Consider the following 16,700-nt stretch of genomic DNA (forward strand, 5'->3'; position numbering starts at 1 on the left):
ACACGCATGCGGTGTGTTGAGAGCAGACACCTGCGGGGTATCCCCGCTCGTGCTTTGCTTTCCACGCGCTGTGTGGACAGTTTCATAGAGTTACGGCGGCTATAGCGGTGGGGAAACGCCCGGTCCCATTCCGAACCCGGAAGCTAAGGCCACCTGCGCCGATGGTACTGCACTCGACAGGGTGTGGGAGAGTAGGACACCGCCGGAACATCCTTCACGAAAGGGGACCCAACACTGGGTCCCCTTTCGGCGTTTCAGCACCCGCTGCCGCGAGGACGCTCGACGCTGCGTGATTGAATTTGAGTTGGCGGGTTCCCCCGTCAGCCCTCACGCGCAGCGCAGCGCCGCGGCCGGGTACGGCAGGCACAACAGGACTAGAGAGGGATCACCGTGTCGGAGCAGAACGACGGCAGGAAGCCGTTCCGCCGTAGCAGCGGATCGGGCCAGGGCGGTTTCCACCGTTCGGGACGTGATGACGCGGCGGGCGATCGACGAGACCAGGACCGGGCGTCCGGTCCGCGCCGCGAGGGCGGCTACAACCGCGACAGCTCCGGCCGTGGCGAGAACCGCGGCGGCTTCCGCCGCGAGGGTGAACGCGGGAGCTCCCGCCGAGACGACGACCGCGGCTTCCGCCGCGGCGGTGAACGTGACGACCGAGGCGGTTTCCGCGGTGATGATCGCGGCGGTTCGCGCGGTGACGATCGGGGTGGCTTCCGCCGTGAGAACGACCGGGGCTTCCGCCGGGACGACCGCGGCGGTTCGCGCGGCGACAATCAGCGCGGGGGCTACGGCCGCGGCGACGACCGGGGTGGTTTCCATCGCGGTGATGATCGCGGTGGCTCGCGTGGTGACGATCGGGGTGGTTTCCGGCGTGAGAACGACCGGGGTTTCCGCCGCGATGACGAGCGCGGTGGCCGTCGTGACGATGACCGGGGCTTCCGCCGTGATGACGCTCGGGGGCCGCGACGCGATGACGAGCGCGGTGGGTCGCGCTTCGGCGGCGACCGGGGCGGTTTCCGTCGTGAGGGCGGCGAGCGCGGCGGTTTCCGTCGTGACGACGACCGTGGCGGTAATCGCGGCGGCTTCTCGCGAGACAACGCCGGGCGGGACGGTGGCCGGGGCTTCGGTCGCGACAACGCCGGGCGCGGAGAGGGTTCCGGGCGCGGCCACGAGCGTCGGGGCGATCGAGAAGGCTTCGGCCGCAGCGGATTCGGCGGCGACAAGCGCGACCACGGCGGTTTCAAGGGCCGCGACTCCGCGGGCCGTGATTCCGCGGGGCGCGACGACCGTCGCGGTTTCGGTGGCGGCGAGCGGCGGAACTACGGTCGCGACGACGACCGTCGCGCTGGCGGCCGAGACGACGACCGCCGCGGCTTCGGGCGCGATGACCGTCGCACCTTCGGCCGCGACGAGGATCGGCGCGGTGGTGACGATCGCCGTGGTTTCGGTGGGCGCGATGAGGATCGTCGCGGGGCTGGGCGCGAGGGGCGTGGCGGTTTCGGGCGCGCCGGTGATGACCGCCGCGGTGCCGGGCGCGAGGACGAAGGCGGCCGGAATGCCCACCGGGACAGCGCGGATCGTCGCCGCGGCGGCGAAGGTGCTGCCGCGGGTGGTCGCGGCAGCGATCGGCGTCCGGCCCGCCCGGACGAGCCCGCCCTGCCGGAGGACGTGCAGCCCGGCGATCTCGACGGTGCGGTGCGCCGCGATCTGCTGAGCTTGGACAAGAACAACGCCGAGACCGTGGCCCGGCACCTGGTGATGGTCGCCCGCCTGCTGGAGGAGGACCCGGAGCAGGCACTCGAACACGCGCGGGCGGCGCGGCAGCGGGCCGGGCGAATCGCCGTGGTGCGCGAAACCGCCGGTGTCGCCGCGTATCACGCGGGGGAGTGGGCGGAGGCGCTGTCCGAGCTGCGGACCGCCCGCCGCATGTCCGGCGGCGCGGGCCTGCTGGCCGTGATGGCCGACTGCGAGCGCGGCCTCGGCCGCCCCGAACGCGCCATCGAACTCGGCCGCAGCGATGAGGCCCGGCTGCTCAAGGGCGACGAGGCCACCGAACTGCGCATCGTGGTCGCGGGCGCCCGCATGGACCTCGGTCAGTACGACCAGGCCGTCGTCACCCTGCAAACTCCCGACCTGGACCCGAGCCGCACCGGCTCGGCCGCCGCCCGCCTCGATTACGCCTACGCCGAGGCCCTCCTCGCCGCCGGTCGCGAGGAGGAGGCCCTGACCTGGTTCATGAACGCCGCCTCCGCCGACCTCGACGGTGAAACCGACGCCGAGGAGCGCGCCGCCGACCTGGCCGATCCGGACTCCGTCGAGTGGGCCAGCAACGCCGCCTTCGCCGATGACGACGAGAACGACTCCGACGAGGACGGCAGCGTCGCGGAGGACACCACCGCGGACGACACCGTCGCAGACGCCGTGGCCGCCGCAACAGGCGACGACAAGGACACTGTCGCGGACGCCGAAGCCGCCGCTACCGGCGACGAGACGGACGTCGTCGCGGACGCCGAGGCCGCTGCTACCGGCGACGACAAGGACATCGTCGCGGACGCCGAGGCCGCTGCTACCGGCGACGACAAGGACATCGTCGCGGACGCCGAGGCCACTGCCACCGGCGATGACACGGATACCGCCGCGCTGGCCGATGCCGTCACCGATGCCGAGGCGGCCGCGGACGCCCTGGCCGCCGACTTCGGCGACGACACCGTGCCGGACGACACCGAGCGGTCCGACCGCGGCTGAGGTTTCGTCCCGCGGCGCGGGTGGCAGGACAACGAGAGAGGGGAGCGGCGGAATGCGGCTACGGGATCGGTTCGGTGCGCTGCTGTTGGATCTGGATGGCACGCTGTTTCGCGGTCATGCTCCGATTCCCGGTGCGTCGGAGGCGCTGTCGAGCGAGGGCGCGACGCAGCGGTTGCTGTACGTGACCAACAACGCGAGTCGCTCGGGTGCCAGCGTGGCCCGGCATCTGCGCGAACTCGGTTTCACCGCAACCGAAGACGAGGTGGTCACCAGCGCGCAGGCGGCCGCGCACCTGCTGGCCGCGCGCCTGGCGCCGGGGTCCACCGTGCTGGTGGTCGGCACCGACGACCTGGTGGCCGAGGTGGAAGATGTCGGCCTGCAACCGGTCCGGCGCTTCAATGGCATCGCCCCCGCCGCCGTGGTGCAGGGGCACTCCCCGCACACCGCCTGGGCCGATCTCGCCGAGGCCGCCTACGCATTGCGCGCGGGTGCGCTGTGGGTGGCCGCCAACACCGACGCCACCCTCCCCAACGAGCGCGGATTGGCCCCGGGCAACGGGTCCATGGTCGCCGCTCTGCGCACCGCTTCCGATCGTGAGCCCACGGTGGCGGGCAAGCCGCACGCGCCGCTCATGGAGGACGCGCTGGCACGTGCCGGAACCCGCTCCGCCCTGGTCGTCGGCGATCGTCTCGACACCGATATCGACGGCGCCCTCACCGCCGGTCTGGAATCGCTCATGGTGCTCACCGGCGTCAGCACGCTGGCCGACCTGAACAGGCGGCCCGACCGTCTCCCCACCTATGTCGCGGAATCCCTCGATGCCCTGAATCATCCCGTGGCCGAACACGATTCGATCGACGTCGATGGTGGAGACATCGCCGACCGCGTCACCGAACTGCTGGCGCGACACCCGGGCCGCGCGATACCGGTCGCCACACCGCCGGAGCCCCGCACCGCGTAGCACCCCGGACCGGCGGACCGCGCGTCGGCCACCCGCTGGATCGGCACGGCGAGAGGATCAGCAATGCGGCAGGATCGTCGAACTCCGGCGCCAACCTGACTCTCGGCCGCGGATCCGCGCGCCGCGGATGTTGAGGAGAGACCCCGCCACACACAACTGGCGAGCACGAGGACGCCGGGTGCGATGCGAAGCGGGAAGTGCCCGAGAACTACGGGCAGGAACGGCACGAATCCGGCCACGAACACCAGCGCCGCATATCGGGCGGTGCCCCTCGCGCGCCGGATTGCGCCTACGGCCGCGCGGGCTTGCGCGCCTCGACCAGCGTGCGCGCGGAGTACGCGATGAACGGACCCTCCCGCTCGATTCGCTGGTGCAGGTCGCGCAGCCGGTCGCGGTAGGCGTCCACGGTGAAGCCGGGCACCATCCAGATGACCTTGCGCAGGAAGTAGATCACCGCGCCGATGTCGTGGAACTCCATGCGCAGCCGCTCCGGCTCACATCGCACGATCTCCAGCCCCGCCGCCCGCGCCGCGCCGGTCTCGGCGTCGGGATGGCGTTCGCCGCGCGCCTGCGGCTGCGGCCCGAGGAAGTATTCGACGAGTTCGAACACACTGGCCGGGCCGACGTGCTGGGCGAAGTAGGTGCCGCCGGGTTCCAGCACACGCGCGATCTCCGCCCACCAGATGGTGGCCGGATGCCGGCTCGTCACCAGATCGAAGGCGTCGTTCGCGAAGGGCAGCGGCGGTTCGTCCGGATCGGCGACCACCACGACCCCGCGCGGATGCAGCAGCCGGGTGGCCTTCACCAGATTCGGCGGCCACGATTCGGTGGCGACCATGGTCGGCGGATACGTCGGTGCCTCGGCCAGCACCTCACCGCCGCCGGTCTGGATGTCCAGGGCGGCGCGCGCCCGCACCAGCCGCCGCGCCTGCTGCTTCTGGTACCCCCACGACGGGCGCTCCTCGCTGGCGCGGCCGTCCAGCCAGGAGAAATCCCAGCCCTCCACCGATACCGACTCGGCCTCCGCCACGAGTTCGTCGAAGTCACGTCCCATAACCGTCGATCCTCGCAGTCCGGGGCAAACGGTTTTCGCGGCGCGCCCGGTCGGCGACCGGATCGGAGGGGATGCGGTACGTGTGTTCGAATGTGAGTTCCGGTAGCGTTGTCGCCACGATGACTACGCCCACGCCACGCCCGCATGCGCCCGTGCCCGGCCCCCGCCCCGGGGCGCCACTGCCCGGTCAGCATCTGCCGGGTGCGAATCAAGCGGACTTCGCCGATCCGGATCGGGTGCGCGCGGAGGTCGACGAGTTGCTGGCGGAATTGCACGCGGGTGCGCGGGATTCGAGCGGCGAGGGGATCGATATCGCGCGGCGGGCCCGCATCCTCGAGCAGGCGCACGAGGTCTTGGTGCAGGCCCTGGCAACGGTGGACAAGATCTGAGGTGGCCAGGCGCGCACGAGTGGACGCGGAACTGGTTCGCCGCGGATTGGCGCGGTCGCGGGAACACGCGGTCGAGCTGATCTCGGCGGGTCGCGTCCTGATCAATGGAACGGTCGCCACCAAACCGGCGACGGGGGTGGAGACCGCAACCCCGCTGCTGGTGCGGGAGGAGCCCGACGAGGTGCGGTGGGCCTCGCGCGGCGCGCACAAACTGCTGGGTGCGCTCGCGGCGTTCGAACCGCAGGGTGTCACCGTCGCGGGTAAGCGGTGTCTGGACGCGGGCGCGTCCACCGGCGGGTTCACCGATGTGCTGCTGTCGAAGGGAGCCGCGGCGGTGGTGGCCGCCGATGTCGGCTACGGCCAACTCGTCTGGCGGCTGCGCAGCGACGACCGCGTCGAGGTGCACGACCGCACCAATGTGCGGGCCCTGACCCCGGAACTCATCGGCGGCACAGTCGAATTGGTGGTGGCGGACCTGTCCTTCATCTCCCTCGGCCTGGTGCTGCCCGCGCTGGCACTGTGCTGCGCCCCGGGCGCGGATCTGTTGCCGATGGTGAAACCCCAGTTCGAGGTGGGCAAGGAACGCGTCGGGTCCGGCGGTGTGGTGCGGGATCCGGCGCTGCGCGCGGAGGCGGTGCGTGCGGTGGCCGCGGCCGCCGCACGGCTGGGACTGCGCACCCACGGCGTGGTCGCGAGCCCGCTGCCGGGACCGTCGGGGAATGTGGAGTACTTCCTCTGGCTGCGCAAGCAGCCGTCCGGCGCCGACCATTCGACCGGGTCGATCGCCGGCGCCGCAGCGGACCCGTCCGCGAGTGCGCACCCGGGAGTTCCGTCCGTGCCGGAAGACGGTGCGGGAACCGGTCTCCCGGCCGCGCCCGGGGCGGCGGCTGTCGGTGCCGCCGCCTACGATGCGGTCGAGGAGGAACGGGTGGCGGCGCTGATCCAGCGCGCGGTGGAGGAGGGTCCGCAGTGAGCGGGGAGAGCGGTCGGTTGCACGACGCGAAGACTCGGGAGATCCTGCTGATCGCCCACCCCGGCCGCGCCGAACTCACCGAGACCGCGCACCGGGTGGCGAAGATCTTCGAGCAGTTCGGGATCGGTCTGCGGGTGCTGGCGGACGAGGCGTACAGCACCCGCTTCGACACCGACGAGCAGGGCCGCCCCGACGGATATCCGGTGCGTGTGATGGAGCACGGCCCCGAAGCCGCCATCGGCTGCGAAATGGTGCTCGCCCTCGGCGGTGACGGCACCTTCCTGCGGGCGGCGGAACTCGCCCGCGAGGCCAATGTGCCGGTGCTGGGCATCAATCTGGGCCGCATCGGTTTCCTCACCGAGGCCGAGGCCGAGAATCTGGACGAGGCCCTCGCCCAGGTGGTGCGCCGCGACTACCGCATCGAGCGGCGCATGACCATCGATGTCACCGTGCGCGTGGACGATACGATCACCGAACGCGGGTGGGCGCTCAACGAGGCCAGTATCGAGAATTCGGCGCGGATGGGGGTGCTGGAGGTCGTCCTCGAGGTGGACGGCCGCCCGGTCTCGTCCTTCGGCTGTGACGGCGTGCTGGTCGCCACCCCCACCGGTTCCACCGCGTACGCGTTCTCCGCGGGCGGCCCGGTGGTGTGGCCGGAACTCGAGGCGCTGCTGGTGATCCCGAGCAATGCCCACGCCCTGTTCGCGCGACCCCTGGTGACCAGCCCGGATTCGCGCATAGCGGTGGAAACCGTTGCGACGGGCCACGATGCGATAGTTTTCCTCGACGGTCGACGCACCCTCGCACTGCCGCGAGGCGGCCGAGTCGAGGCGGTCCGTGGGACCGAACCGGTACTGCTGGTGCGGCTGGATTCCGCACCCTTCGCGGATCGGATGGTGCGCAAATTCCAGTTGCCCGTGACAGGCTGGCGGGGCCGCTCGTCTGCCCGGATGGGTGCGGAGGAGGAAGCCCGCGTACCCACGCAGCGACCCCGAGCAGGCGACGTCGAACACCGCCGAACGGAGAGCACGAGTGCTGACAGAGATCAGGATTGACGGCCTGGGCGTCATTTCCACCGCCACAGCGCAATTCCATGAGGGTTTGACCTGTTTGACCGGTGAGACGGGCGCGGGGAAGACGATGGTGGTGACCAGCCTGCACCTGCTGAGCGGTGCGCGCGCCGACCCCGGCCGGGTTCGGTTGGGTGCGTCGCGGGCGGTGGTGGAGGGCCGCTTCACCCTCGACGAGGTCCACGAGGGAGCCGTCGCCGAAGTGGACGGGGTGCTGGAATCCACCGGCGCCGAACGCGATGACGACGGTTCCATCATCGCCGTGCGCACCGTGGGCAGCGACGGCCGCTCCCGCGCGCACTTGGGCGGGCGCAGCGTGCCGGCCGCGGTGCTGTCGGATTTCACGACGCCGCTGCTCACCGTGCACGGTCAGAACGATCAGTTGCGGCTGCAACGGCCCGATCAGCAGTTGCATGCCCTGGACCAGTTCGCCTCCGACAGCGTCGGTCCGCTGCTGCGCAAATATCAGAAGGAGCGGCGCAAGTGGCTCGACGCCCGCACCGAACTGCTCGAACGCACCGCGCGCAGTAGGGAACTGGCACTCGAGGCCGACCGGCTCAAGCAGTCGCTGACCGAAATCGACGCCATCGCACCGCAACCCGGTGAGGACGAACACCTGGTGTCCGAGGTGCGGCGGCTCTCGGATCTGGATTCGCTACGTGAGGCGGCCGCCACCGCGCACGACGCGCTGGCCGGTCCGGCCGACGCCCCCGGTGAGGGCGGCGGTGCGCTGGATCTGCTGGGCACCGCCCGCGCCCGCATCGAGGCCGCCGAGGATCCGGCGCTGGCGGGGTTGGCCCCGCGGCTCGGCGACGCCATCTCGGTGGTCGTCGACCTGACCACCGAACTCAGCTCCTACCTGTCGGATCTGCCTTCGGATCCCGGTGCGCTCGACACCATGCTGACCCGGCAGGCCGAACTCAAAACGCTGACCCGGAAATACGCGCCCGATATCGACGGCGTGATCACCTGGGCGCATGAGGCGCGCACCCGCCTGGATTCCCTGGATGTCTCCGAGGAGGCGCTGTCGGCGCTGTCGGCCGAGGTCGACAGCGCGGCGGAGAAGGTGCGCGAGGCGGCGCGCAAACTCACCGCCGCGCGTACCAAGGCGGCGGGCAAGCTCGCGACCGCGGTGAGCGCCGAACTGTCCGGCCTGGCCATGGGGCGCGCCAAACTCGAGGTCGTGGTGCGGCCGCTCCCGGCCGCCGCCCAGGATTCCGCGCCGTTGAAGGTGGACGGCTCGGAACTGCATGCCGGTTCCACCGGTGTGGACGAGGTGGAATTCCGGCTCGCGGCGCATTCCGGCGCGCAGCCGCTGCCGTTGAGCAAGAGTGCCTCCGGCGGTGAGCTCTCACGCGTCATGCTCGCCCTGGAAGTGGTGCTGGCCAGTTCCGAGCACGGCACCACCATGGTTTTCGACGAGGTGGACGCCGGGGTCGGCGGCCGCGCGGCCGTCGAGATCGGCCGCCGCCTGGCCACCCTGGCGCGCACCCACCAGGTGATCGTGGTGACCCACCTACCGCAGGTGGCGGCCTTCGCCGATACCCACCTGGTGGTGGACAAAGTGGACGACGGCAAGGGCGTCAACTCCGGCGTCCGCGCCCTCACCCAGGACGAGCGCGTCGCCGAACTGGCCCGCATGCTGGCCGGTCTCGGCGACACCGAGACCGGCCGCGCCCACGCCTGGGAGCTGCTCACCACCGCGCACGCCGAAAAGGTCGGCGCGGCCGACTGATTCGTGCTCCGCCGAAGCGCTGTGCCGCCTCGGGTGTCCGTCGTGCCGTCCCGGGCGAGCGTCGGCCTGGCCGGCAGTTCATCGAGCGCATGCGATCGCACCAACTCGTGGCCGGTACCCAGGAGGCCGGTGGTCGGATACGGCGACGACGCGGTGGCTGCTCGTACCGGACTCCCCGGCCGCAACCGGGCTTCCGGCCGCAATGGCGCGGCCCGCCTCCCGAGACGAGGCGGGCCTGTCGTACGCGAGGGGCCGACCTACTTCACGGCCTTGCGCGCACCGCTGAGGAAGGCGTTGATCAGGCCCTTCAGTCCCAGTTCGAGGGCCTTGGCCGGAACGGGCAGGCTGGGCTCGGATTCCATGGTGTAGACCACCCGGGTGCCGCCCGGTGCGTCGGCGAAGGTGACGGTGCCGACATGCCGCTTCACCGGCGCGCCCGCGACGATCTGGTAGACCATGCGCTCATTGGGCACCAGTTCGAGGGTCTCCTCCGTGACGCCGACCGGGCCGAGGCCGAGCTTGTAGCGCGCGCCCACGCCGGAGGGGGCGCCCGCGCCGGGCTGGATGAGCGAGATCTGGATGGGCAGGTAGGCTGCCATCGCGTCGCGATCGGCGAAGAGCCGGTAGACGACCTCCCGCGGGGCGGCGATCACAGTGTCGACGGTGGTGCTGGCCATGACGGCATTGTCTCCTTCTGTCGAGCTGCCATACCGAATCCCCTGAATGTCCGGGACAGCTACGCCCCGGAGCATATCGGTACCTGTGGTCACGGGCACTGTCGCTTTCGGTCATGATGGCGGGACATGGTGGCATCACAGTGACGAATGTGATTGATGGTGCGGCGCGCCTCCACCAATGGTTGAGACTTTCCTGTAACCATCGGGCGTTATGAAGATGCTGGGACTGTTGTCGAAACCCACCGAGACGCTGCCGGGCCTGTCCGGGATCGCCCGGGTCGACCGCAATACCCGGCGTCTACTCCAGCGCGTGGGACCCGGGGACGTGGTGGTGCTGGACGAGATGGACCTCGACCGCCTCACCGCCGACCGCCTGGTCGAGGCCGGAGTGGCGGTGGTGATCAACGCCTCGCCGTCCATTTCCGGCCGCTATCCGAATCTGGGCCCGGAGGTGCTGGTGGCCAATGGCATCCTGCTGCTGGACACCGTCACCACCGATGTGTTCAAACGCATCAAGGACGGCGCTAAGGTCCGTGTCGACGACGGCGTCGTCTACAGCGACAAGCTGACCAAGAAGGAGCCCGAGGTCCTCGTCGAGTGCGTGGAACTCACCGAATCCTCCATCGCCGAGCGCATGATCGAGGCCCGCAACGGGTTGGCCGATCACCTGGAGGCGTTCGCGGGCAACACCATCGAGTTCATCCGCACCGAGAGCGGTCTGCTCATCGACGGCATCGGCGTGCCCGAACTCGAACTCGACATGCGCAAGCGCCACGTCGTGGTGGTGGCCGACGGTTCCGACCACGCCGAGGATCTCAAGCGCATCAAACCGTTCATCAAGGAGTACGCGCCCATCCTGGTGGGTGTGGGACGCGGCGCGGACACCCTGACCCGCAACGGCTATCGGCCCGACCTCATCGTCGGCGATCCTGAGGAGATCACCGCCACCACCCTCAAATGCGGTGCCGAGGTGATCCTGCCCGCCGATACCGACGGGCACGCCAAGGGTTTGGAGCGCATCCAGGATCTGGGCATCGGCGCGACCACCTTCCCGTCCTCGGGCGCGGCCGCCGATCTCGCACTGCTGCTGGCCAATCACCACGGGGCGTCGCTCATCGTCACCTGCGGCGCCGCCGCCTCCCTGGACGACTTCTTCGACCGCGGCCGCCGCGATTCGAATCCCGCCACCTTCCTCACCCGGCTGAAGATCGGGACCACGCTCATGGACGCGAAAGCCGTTGCCACGCTGTACCGGCAGCGCGGCTCCGGCTGGGCGGTCGCGCTGGTGGTGCTCGCCGCGCTGGTGGCGTTGATCGTGGCGCTGCTGGCCACGCACCTGGGCAATGAGGTGATCGATTCCGGTATCGACGCCTGGAACCGCTTCGAACTCTGGGTTCGCGGCCTTCTCGACCGAAGCAGCTAGGGGACCCATGATTTCGCTTCGCTACCACGCCGTGTCGATCGCCGCGGTCTTCCTGGCCCTCGCCGTCGGCGTGGTGCTCGGCGCCCGCGCGAACGACGGTCTGCTACCCGGAATGGGCGAGGGCGGCGGGCAGGCCGGGGACCTGCGCACCGAGAATGCCCGGCTCACCGAGCAATTGCGGGCCGCCGACGCCTTCCTCGCCGGTGCGGCGCCGAAACTGTTGGCGGGCAGCCTGACCGATCGCGGCGTCGTCGTATTCACCACGCCCGACGCCGATCTCGCGGATGTGGACGCGGTCACCAAATCGCTCACCACCGCCGGGGCGACCGTTACCGGGCAGATCGCGCTCACCAACGCCTTCACCGATTCGGGTGAGGGCGACCGGCTGCGTACCGCCGTCGCCAATCTGGTCCCCGCGGGCGCGCAGCTCGGCACCGGCGCGACCGATCAGGGCAGTCTGGGCGGTGACCTGCTGGGCTTGCTGCTGCTCACCGATCCAGCCAACCGGCAGCCGCGCGGCAGTGATCAGGAGCGCGGCCTGGCCCTGGAGACGCTGCGCGGCGGCGGTTTCCTCGCCCCGGCCGGGGAGGTGCGCCCCGCCGATCTCGCGGTGGTCGTCACCGGTGACGGCGACCGCGCCGACGAGAACCAGCGCGGCACCATCATCGCTCGCTTCGCCGGTGGCCTGAAGGCGCGCGGGGCGGGCGTGGTGCTGGCGGGTCGCGCGGGTGCGGCCGCCGGTTCCGGACCGATCGCGGTGGCGCGTGACGAAGCCCCCTTGGCAACGGTCACCACCGTCGACAATGTGGACCACGAGATCGGCCGCCTCACCACGGCGCTGGGGCTGACCGAGCAGTTGAGCGGCGGAACCGGCCGATACGGCACCGGCGATCGGGCGACCTCGCTCACAGTCGCGGCCATGCCACGCTGAACTGATAGCTAATCGGTGGCGATCGGTCCGCGCGGCGTGTGAACAGCCCGGCGGATCCGTGTTACCGTGGAGTCCCGTGGGTCAATCACGGATTCCGGCGCGCTCCGCTCATAATACGACGGCCACGAAGCACATCTTCGTCTCCGGCGGTGTCGCCTCATCACTCGGTAAGGGCCTGACCGCCTCCAGCCTCGGACAGTTGCTGACGGCGCGTGGTTTGCGCGTCACCATGCAGAAGCTGGATCCGTATCTCAATGTCGATCCCGGCACCATGAACCCCTTCCAGCACGGTGAGGTGTTCGTGACCGAGGACGGCGCGGAGACGGACCTGGACGTCGGGCATTACGAACGTTTCCTCGACCGCGATCTGTCGGGGTACGCCAATGTCACCACCGGCCAGATCTATTCGTCGGTCATCGCGAAGGAGCGCCGCGGCGAATACCTCGGTGACACCGTGCAGGTCATCCCGCACATCACCGATGAGATCAAGAGCCGCATCACCGCCATGGCGGGACCGGATCGCCAGGGTCAGATCCCGGATGTGGTCATCACCGAGATCGGCGGCACCGTCGGCGATATCGAGTCGCAGCCGTTCCTGGAGGCGGCCCGCCAGATCCGCCACGAGGTGGGGCGCGACAACTGCTTCTTCCTGCATGTGACGCTGGTGCCCTACCTGGGCCCGTCCGGCGAACTCAAGACCAAGCCGACCCAGCACTCGGTGGCCGCGCTGCGCAATATCGGCATCCAGCCCGACGCGCTGATCCTGCGCTGTGACCGCGAGGTGCCGGAGCCGCTCAAGAACAAGATCGCGCTCATGTGCGACGTGGATGTGGACGCCTGCGTGTCCACTCCCGACGCGCCGTCCATCTACGACATTCCCAAGGTGCTGCACCGCGAGGGCCTGGACGCCTACGTGGTGCGCAAGCTGGGCCTGCCGTTCCGCGACGTGGACTGGACGGTGTGGGGCGATCTGCTGGACCGGGTGCACAACCCGCGCGAACAGGTCACCGTGGCGCTGGTGGGCAAGTACGTGGACCTGCCGGACGCCTACCTGTCGGTCACCGAGGCGCTGCGCGCGGGCGGATTCGCGGCCAAGGCCAAGGTGAACATCCGCTGGGTGCAGTCCGACGAATGCGAGACCGAGTCGGGCGCGCAACAGCACCTGTCCGATGTGGACGGGGTGCTGATTCCGGGCGGATTCGGCATTCGCGGTATCGAGGGCAAGGTCGGGGCCATCCGCTACGCCCGCACCCACGGTATTCCGCTGCTGGGCCTGTGCCTGGGCCTGCAGTGCGTGGTGATCGAGGCGGCGCGCACGGTGGGGCTCAAGGATGCCAATTCGGCGGAGTTCGAGCCCGACACCAAGCACCCGGTCATCTCCACCATGGCCGATCAGGAGCAGGCCGTGGCCGGTGAGGCCGATCTGGGCGGCACCATGCGCCTGGGCGCGTACCCCGCGGTCCTGGAGTCGGGTTCGGTGGTCGCGCAGGCGTACGGCGAGACCGAGGTGTCCGAGCGGCACCGGCACCGCTTCGAGGTCAACAACGCCTACCGCGACAAGATCGCCAAGAGCGGCCTGAAGTTCAGCGGTACCTCGCCTGACGGGCATCTGGTCGAATTCGTCGAGCTGCCGCAGGACAAGCACCCGTTCTTCGTGGCCACCCAGGCGCATCCGGAACTCAAGTCCCGGCCCACGCGCCCGCATCCGCTGTTCGCGGCGCTCATCTCGGCGGCTCTGAAATACAAGGCGGCCGAACGGCTTCCGGTGGAGATCCCGGATACCGCGCCCGCCGAGGCGGGTGAGAAAGTAGCGAAATGACCTCAGCGCACGGCGACTCGGCCCCCGGCACCCACGACTTCGACATCGTCGACAGTCGCACCGCGTACTCCGGCGCGATCCTCGCGCTGCGGCTGGACGAGGTGGCCATGCCGGGCGGGCGGGTCGCCCAGCGCGAGGTCATCGAGCATCACCCCGCGGTGGCGGTGGTGGCGCTCGAGGACGACGACACCGTGGTGTTGATCAACCAGTATCGGCATCCGCTCGGGCGACGCCTGCTGGAACTGCCCGCCGGGCTGCTGGATCAGCCGGGGGAGGATCCGCTGGAGGCGGCGCGGCGGGAGCTGGCCGAGGAGACCGGTCTGGCCGCGCGGGAGTGGTCGGTGCTGGTGGACGTGGCGCTGTCACCGGGGTTCACCGATGAGGCGCTGCGCGTCTATCTGGCCACCGGCCTGTCCGAGACCGAGCGGCCCGAGCCGGAATTGGAAGAGGCGGATATCGAGATCGTCCGCATGCCGCTGGACGCGGCCGTGCGGGCGGCCTTGGCGGGGGAGATCACCAATGCCACCGCCGTGGCCGGACTGCTGGCGCTGGTGACCGCGCGGGCGACCGGTGCGCCGCTGCGGGCGGCCGACGCGCCGTGGCCGGAGATGCCGACCGCCTTCCTGACTCGGAAGTCCGCCGAAGCCAGCGAAAAGTAGCGAGCGGTCTGCTGTCGCGTCGCCCTGGCGCGACGGCGCCGCCGCACGCGCGGGGCCGGTCGACACCATCTCGGCCTGCCGCTTGAACGCGTCCGCCAGAGGAGGTGGTGGGTCTGCCCGCCGACCGAGCGGTCTCGTCTGGGCGGCGTCGCTGCCGAATCCGTCGGTGCGGACTGCCATGATGGGTCCGTGACTGCCGCCGCGACCACCGCCGAGAACCGGGATCGCGATGCGCTGCGGCGGGAGATCGACGCCTACCTCGACCATCTCACCGTCGAGAAGGGGGCCGCGCGCAATACCCTCGCGGCCTACCGCCGTGATCTCGGACGCTATCGGGAGTTCCTGGCGGCCCGGGGCGTCGCCGGACTGGCGGCGGTCTCGGAGACCGATATCGGGGATTTCATGGTGGCGCTGCGCTCCGGCGACGCCGAACGACCCCCGCTGGCGGCCAGTTCGGCGGCGCGGGCGCTGGTGGCCGTGCGCGGACTGCACCGGTTCGCCGCGGCGGAGGGGATGACCAGCGCCGATGTGGCGCATCCGGTGAAACCCCCGGCCCCGGCCCGCCGCCTGCCGAAAGCGCTGCCGTACGAGCAGATTTCCCGACTGCTGGATGCCGCCGGCGGCGATGTCGCAGATGGGCCGCGCGGATTGCGCGATCGCGCCCTGCTGGAGTTGCTGTATTCCACGGGTGCGCGCATCTCGGAGATCATCGACCTGGATGTCGACGATATCGATACGGGGGAGCGCGCGGTGGTGCTGCGCGGCAAGGGCGGCAAACAGCGCATGGTGCCCATCGGCCGCCCGGCGCTGGCCGCCGTGGACGCCTACCTGGTGCGCGGCCGCCCCGCACTCGCCCTGCGGGGCAAGGGAAATCCGGCCCTGTTCCTCAATCACCGGGGCGGCCGACTATCGCGCCAGAGCGCCTGGCAGGTGCTGCAGGCCGCGGCCGAACGCGCCGGAATCGCGGCGCAGGTGTCGCCGCACACGCTGCGCCATTCATTCGCCACACATTTGCTCGACGGTGGGGCGGATGTGCGGGTGGTGCAGGAGCTTCTCGGTCACGCCTCGGTGACCACCACCCAGATCTACACTCTGGTCACCGTCGGAACGCTGCACGAGGTATGGGCGACAGCTCATCCCCGGGCCCGGTAACCAGTCTGAAGTGCAGCTTTAGGGTGCGTGTCCGAGCCGGGGTCTTGCGTGGACAGGCGGTAGCGTCTATTAGGGACCTTGCCGCACGGGCGGCGGGGTTAGGGCATGAACGTCGAAGGAGCAGCGGACGTGACGAAAGCCGGTGGTGCGGGCCAGCGGATCGAAACCGCCGCGCAGACATTGTGGGAGGCGCCGGACGTGCAACCGGATAACGCGGAACTAGGTCCGACCGGTCGGCCCCTACGCGATATTCCGGAGCCTCCGCCCGTCAACCATCACGGTGACGCACTCATCGTCGCCATGTGCAATCAGAAGGGCGGGGTCGGCAAGACCACCTCGACCATCAATCTGGGGGCGGCGCTGGCCGAATACGGCCGCCGGGTGCTGCTGGTCGATCTGGATCCGCAGGGCGCGCTGTCGGCGGGACTCGGTGTGGCGCACCACGATCTGGACCACACCGTGCACAACCTGCTGGTCGGCAACGGCAAGATCGGCGTGGACGATGTGCTGATGCGCACCAAGGTCGAGGGTATGGATCTGCTGCCCAGCAATATCGACCTGTCCGCCGCGGAGATCCAGCTCGTCAACGAGGTCGGCCGCGAGCAGACCCTGGGGCGGGCGCTCGCGCCGCTGCGCAACCGCTACGACTACGTCCTCATCGACTGCCAGCCCTCACTGGGCCTGCTCACGGTGAACGCCCTGGCCTGCTCCGACGGCGTGATCATTCCCATGGAGTGCGAGTACTTCTCGCTGCGCGGGCTGGCCCTGCTCAACGACACCGTGGAGAAGGTGCGGGACCGGTTGAATCCGGCGCTGAGCCTGTACGGCATCGTTGTCACCATGTTCGATGCCCGTCTCCTGCATTCGCGCCAGGTCATGACGCGCGTGGTCGAGGTGTTCGGCGACCTCGTCTACGACACCGTGATCTCGCGGACCGTGCGGTTCCCCGACGCCAGCGTCGCGGGTGAACCCATCACCACCTGGGCGCCGAAATCCGGTGGCGCGGAAGCGTATCGGGCCATGGCACGGGAAGTCATACACCGGTCGGGCCGTTGAACGATTCCCCCGAGACAGCGCCCGGGCAGGTTACGCCGGGTGCGGATACCGCTGTG

The 16,700-nt window shown here is 70.0% G+C and carries 13 protein-coding genes, 1 rRNA gene and 1 pseudogene; 13 read left to right on the forward strand and 2 right to left on the reverse strand.

Features of this window, described 5'->3' with window-relative positions:
* Positions 1-91 precede the first annotated feature (91 nt).
* The 3 genes and pseudogenes from rrf to ON31_RS12205 all read left to right on the forward strand — a co-directional run bounded on the left by rrf (position 92) and on the right by ON31_RS12205 (position 3,706).
* A 5S ribosomal RNA gene (gene rrf, locus ON31_RS12190) occupies positions 92-208 on the forward strand.
* Between the two features lie 1,148 nt (positions 209-1,356).
* Positions 1,357-2,310: pseudogene (locus ON31_RS12200) on the forward strand (hypothetical protein); the annotation flags it as partial.
* A gap of 487 nt (positions 2,311-2,797) precedes the next feature.
* On the forward strand, positions 2,798-3,706 hold the full coding sequence (locus ON31_RS12205; RefSeq protein ID WP_039813005.1) for an HAD-IIA family hydrolase: 909 nt from the start codon (positions 2,798-2,800) through the stop codon (positions 3,704-3,706).
* Between the two features lie 289 nt (positions 3,707-3,995).
* Here the strand turns inward: ON31_RS12205 and ON31_RS12210 are convergent, their stop codons facing one another.
* Positions 3,996-4,760 (reverse strand): class I SAM-dependent methyltransferase, encoded by a 765-nt coding sequence (locus ON31_RS12210; protein WP_039813008.1) that lies wholly within the window; start codon positions 4,758-4,760, stop codon positions 3,996-3,998.
* A gap of 119 nt (positions 4,761-4,879) precedes the next feature.
* Here ON31_RS12210 and ON31_RS12215 point away from each other — a divergent pair, with 119 nt between their 5' ends.
* The 4 genes from ON31_RS12215 to recN are packed head-to-tail and all read left to right on the forward strand — an operon-like array spanning position 4,880 to position 8,927.
* Entirely contained in the window at positions 4,880-5,149 is a 270-nt protein-coding gene (locus ON31_RS12215; protein ID WP_081592394.1) for a hypothetical protein, read from the forward strand.
* A gap of 1 nt (position 5,150) precedes the next feature.
* Positions 5,151-6,122, forward strand: coding sequence for a TlyA family RNA methyltransferase (locus ON31_RS12220; protein ID WP_081592395.1), 972 nt, complete (start codon positions 5,151-5,153; stop codon positions 6,120-6,122).
* Positions 6,119-7,177: an NAD kinase gene (locus tag ON31_RS12225; protein ID WP_081592396.1), complete on the forward strand. Its 1,059-nt coding sequence runs from the start codon at positions 6,119-6,121 to the stop codon at positions 7,175-7,177. The genes ON31_RS12220 and ON31_RS12225 overlap by 4 nt, the downstream gene beginning before the upstream one ends.
* Positions 7,155-8,927 carry a DNA repair protein RecN gene (recN, locus tag ON31_RS12230; RefSeq protein ID WP_039813013.1) on the forward strand — a complete coding sequence of 591 codons (1,773 nt, stop codon included), beginning with the start codon at positions 7,155-7,157 and terminating at the stop codon, positions 8,925-8,927. The genes ON31_RS12225 and recN overlap by 23 nt, the downstream gene beginning before the upstream one ends.
* Before the next feature lie 257 nt (positions 8,928-9,184).
* Here recN and ON31_RS12235 read toward each other — a convergent pair whose 3' ends face one another.
* Complete coding sequence (locus tag ON31_RS12235) at positions 9,185-9,604, reverse strand: SRPBCC family protein (RefSeq protein WP_029928439.1); 420 nt, start codon at positions 9,602-9,604, stop codon at positions 9,185-9,187.
* A gap of 211 nt (positions 9,605-9,815) precedes the next feature.
* Between ON31_RS12235 and steA the strand changes: the two genes are divergently transcribed.
* The 6 genes from steA to ON31_RS12265 all read left to right on the forward strand — a co-directional run bounded on the left by steA (position 9,816) and on the right by ON31_RS12265 (position 16,644).
* Positions 9,816-11,027 (forward strand): putative cytokinetic ring protein SteA, encoded by a 1,212-nt coding sequence (gene steA / locus ON31_RS12240; RefSeq protein WP_029928437.1) that lies wholly within the window; start codon positions 9,816-9,818, stop codon positions 11,025-11,027.
* Between the two features lie 7 nt (positions 11,028-11,034).
* Positions 11,035-11,958: a copper transporter gene (locus ON31_RS12245; protein ID WP_039813018.1), complete on the forward strand. Its 924-nt coding sequence runs from the start codon at positions 11,035-11,037 to the stop codon at positions 11,956-11,958.
* Positions 11,959-12,034: 76 nt separating this feature from the next.
* Entirely contained in the window at positions 12,035-13,777 is a 1,743-nt protein-coding gene (gene pyrG, locus ON31_RS12250) for a CTP synthase (protein ID WP_039813021.1), read from the forward strand.
* A complete protein-coding gene (locus ON31_RS12255) occupies positions 13,774-14,436 on the forward strand; it encodes an NUDIX domain-containing protein (protein WP_039813024.1) in 663 nt (220 codons plus the stop codon). Before pyrG ends, ON31_RS12255 begins: the two co-directional genes overlap by 4 nt.
* A gap of 189 nt (positions 14,437-14,625) precedes the next feature.
* Positions 14,626-15,588, forward strand: coding sequence for a site-specific tyrosine recombinase XerD (gene xerD, locus ON31_RS12260; protein WP_051037133.1), 963 nt, complete (start codon positions 14,626-14,628; stop codon positions 15,586-15,588).
* A gap of 159 nt (positions 15,589-15,747) precedes the next feature.
* A complete protein-coding gene (locus ON31_RS12265; RefSeq protein WP_029928428.1) occupies positions 15,748-16,644 on the forward strand; it encodes a ParA family protein in 897 nt (298 codons plus the stop codon).
* Positions 16,645-16,700: the final 56 nt, after the last annotated feature.

Origin of the sequence: Nocardia otitidiscaviarum NBRC 14405, assembly GCF_000308635.1 — a bacterium.
GTDB classification, from domain to species: domain Bacteria; phylum Actinomycetota; class Actinomycetes; order Mycobacteriales; family Mycobacteriaceae; genus Nocardia; species Nocardia otitidiscaviarum.

What these genes read in the sequence shown, in the direction of transcription:
- ON31_RS12215 (WP_081592394.1), top strand. Translation starts at nt 4,880, where the DNA reads ATGACTACGCCCACGCCACGCCCGCATGCGCCCGTGCCCGGCCCCCGC.
- steA (WP_029928437.1), top strand. Translation starts at nt 9,816, where the DNA reads ATGAAGATGCTGGGACTGTTGTCGAAACCCACCGAGACGCTGCCGGGC.
- ON31_RS12235 (WP_029928439.1), bottom strand. Translation starts at nt 9,604, where the DNA reads ATGGCCAGCACCACCGTCGACACTGTGATCGCCGCCCCGCGGGAGGTC.
- ON31_RS12245 (WP_039813018.1), top strand. Translation starts at nt 11,035, where the DNA reads ATGATTTCGCTTCGCTACCACGCCGTGTCGATCGCCGCGGTCTTCCTG.
- ON31_RS12210 (WP_039813008.1), bottom strand. Translation starts at nt 4,760, where the DNA reads ATGGGACGTGACTTCGACGAACTCGTGGCGGAGGCCGAGTCGGTATCG.
- ON31_RS12205 (WP_039813005.1), top strand. Translation starts at nt 2,798, where the DNA reads ATGCGGCTACGGGATCGGTTCGGTGCGCTGCTGTTGGATCTGGATGGC.
- ON31_RS12255 (WP_039813024.1), top strand. Translation starts at nt 13,774, where the DNA reads ATGACCTCAGCGCACGGCGACTCGGCCCCCGGCACCCACGACTTCGAC.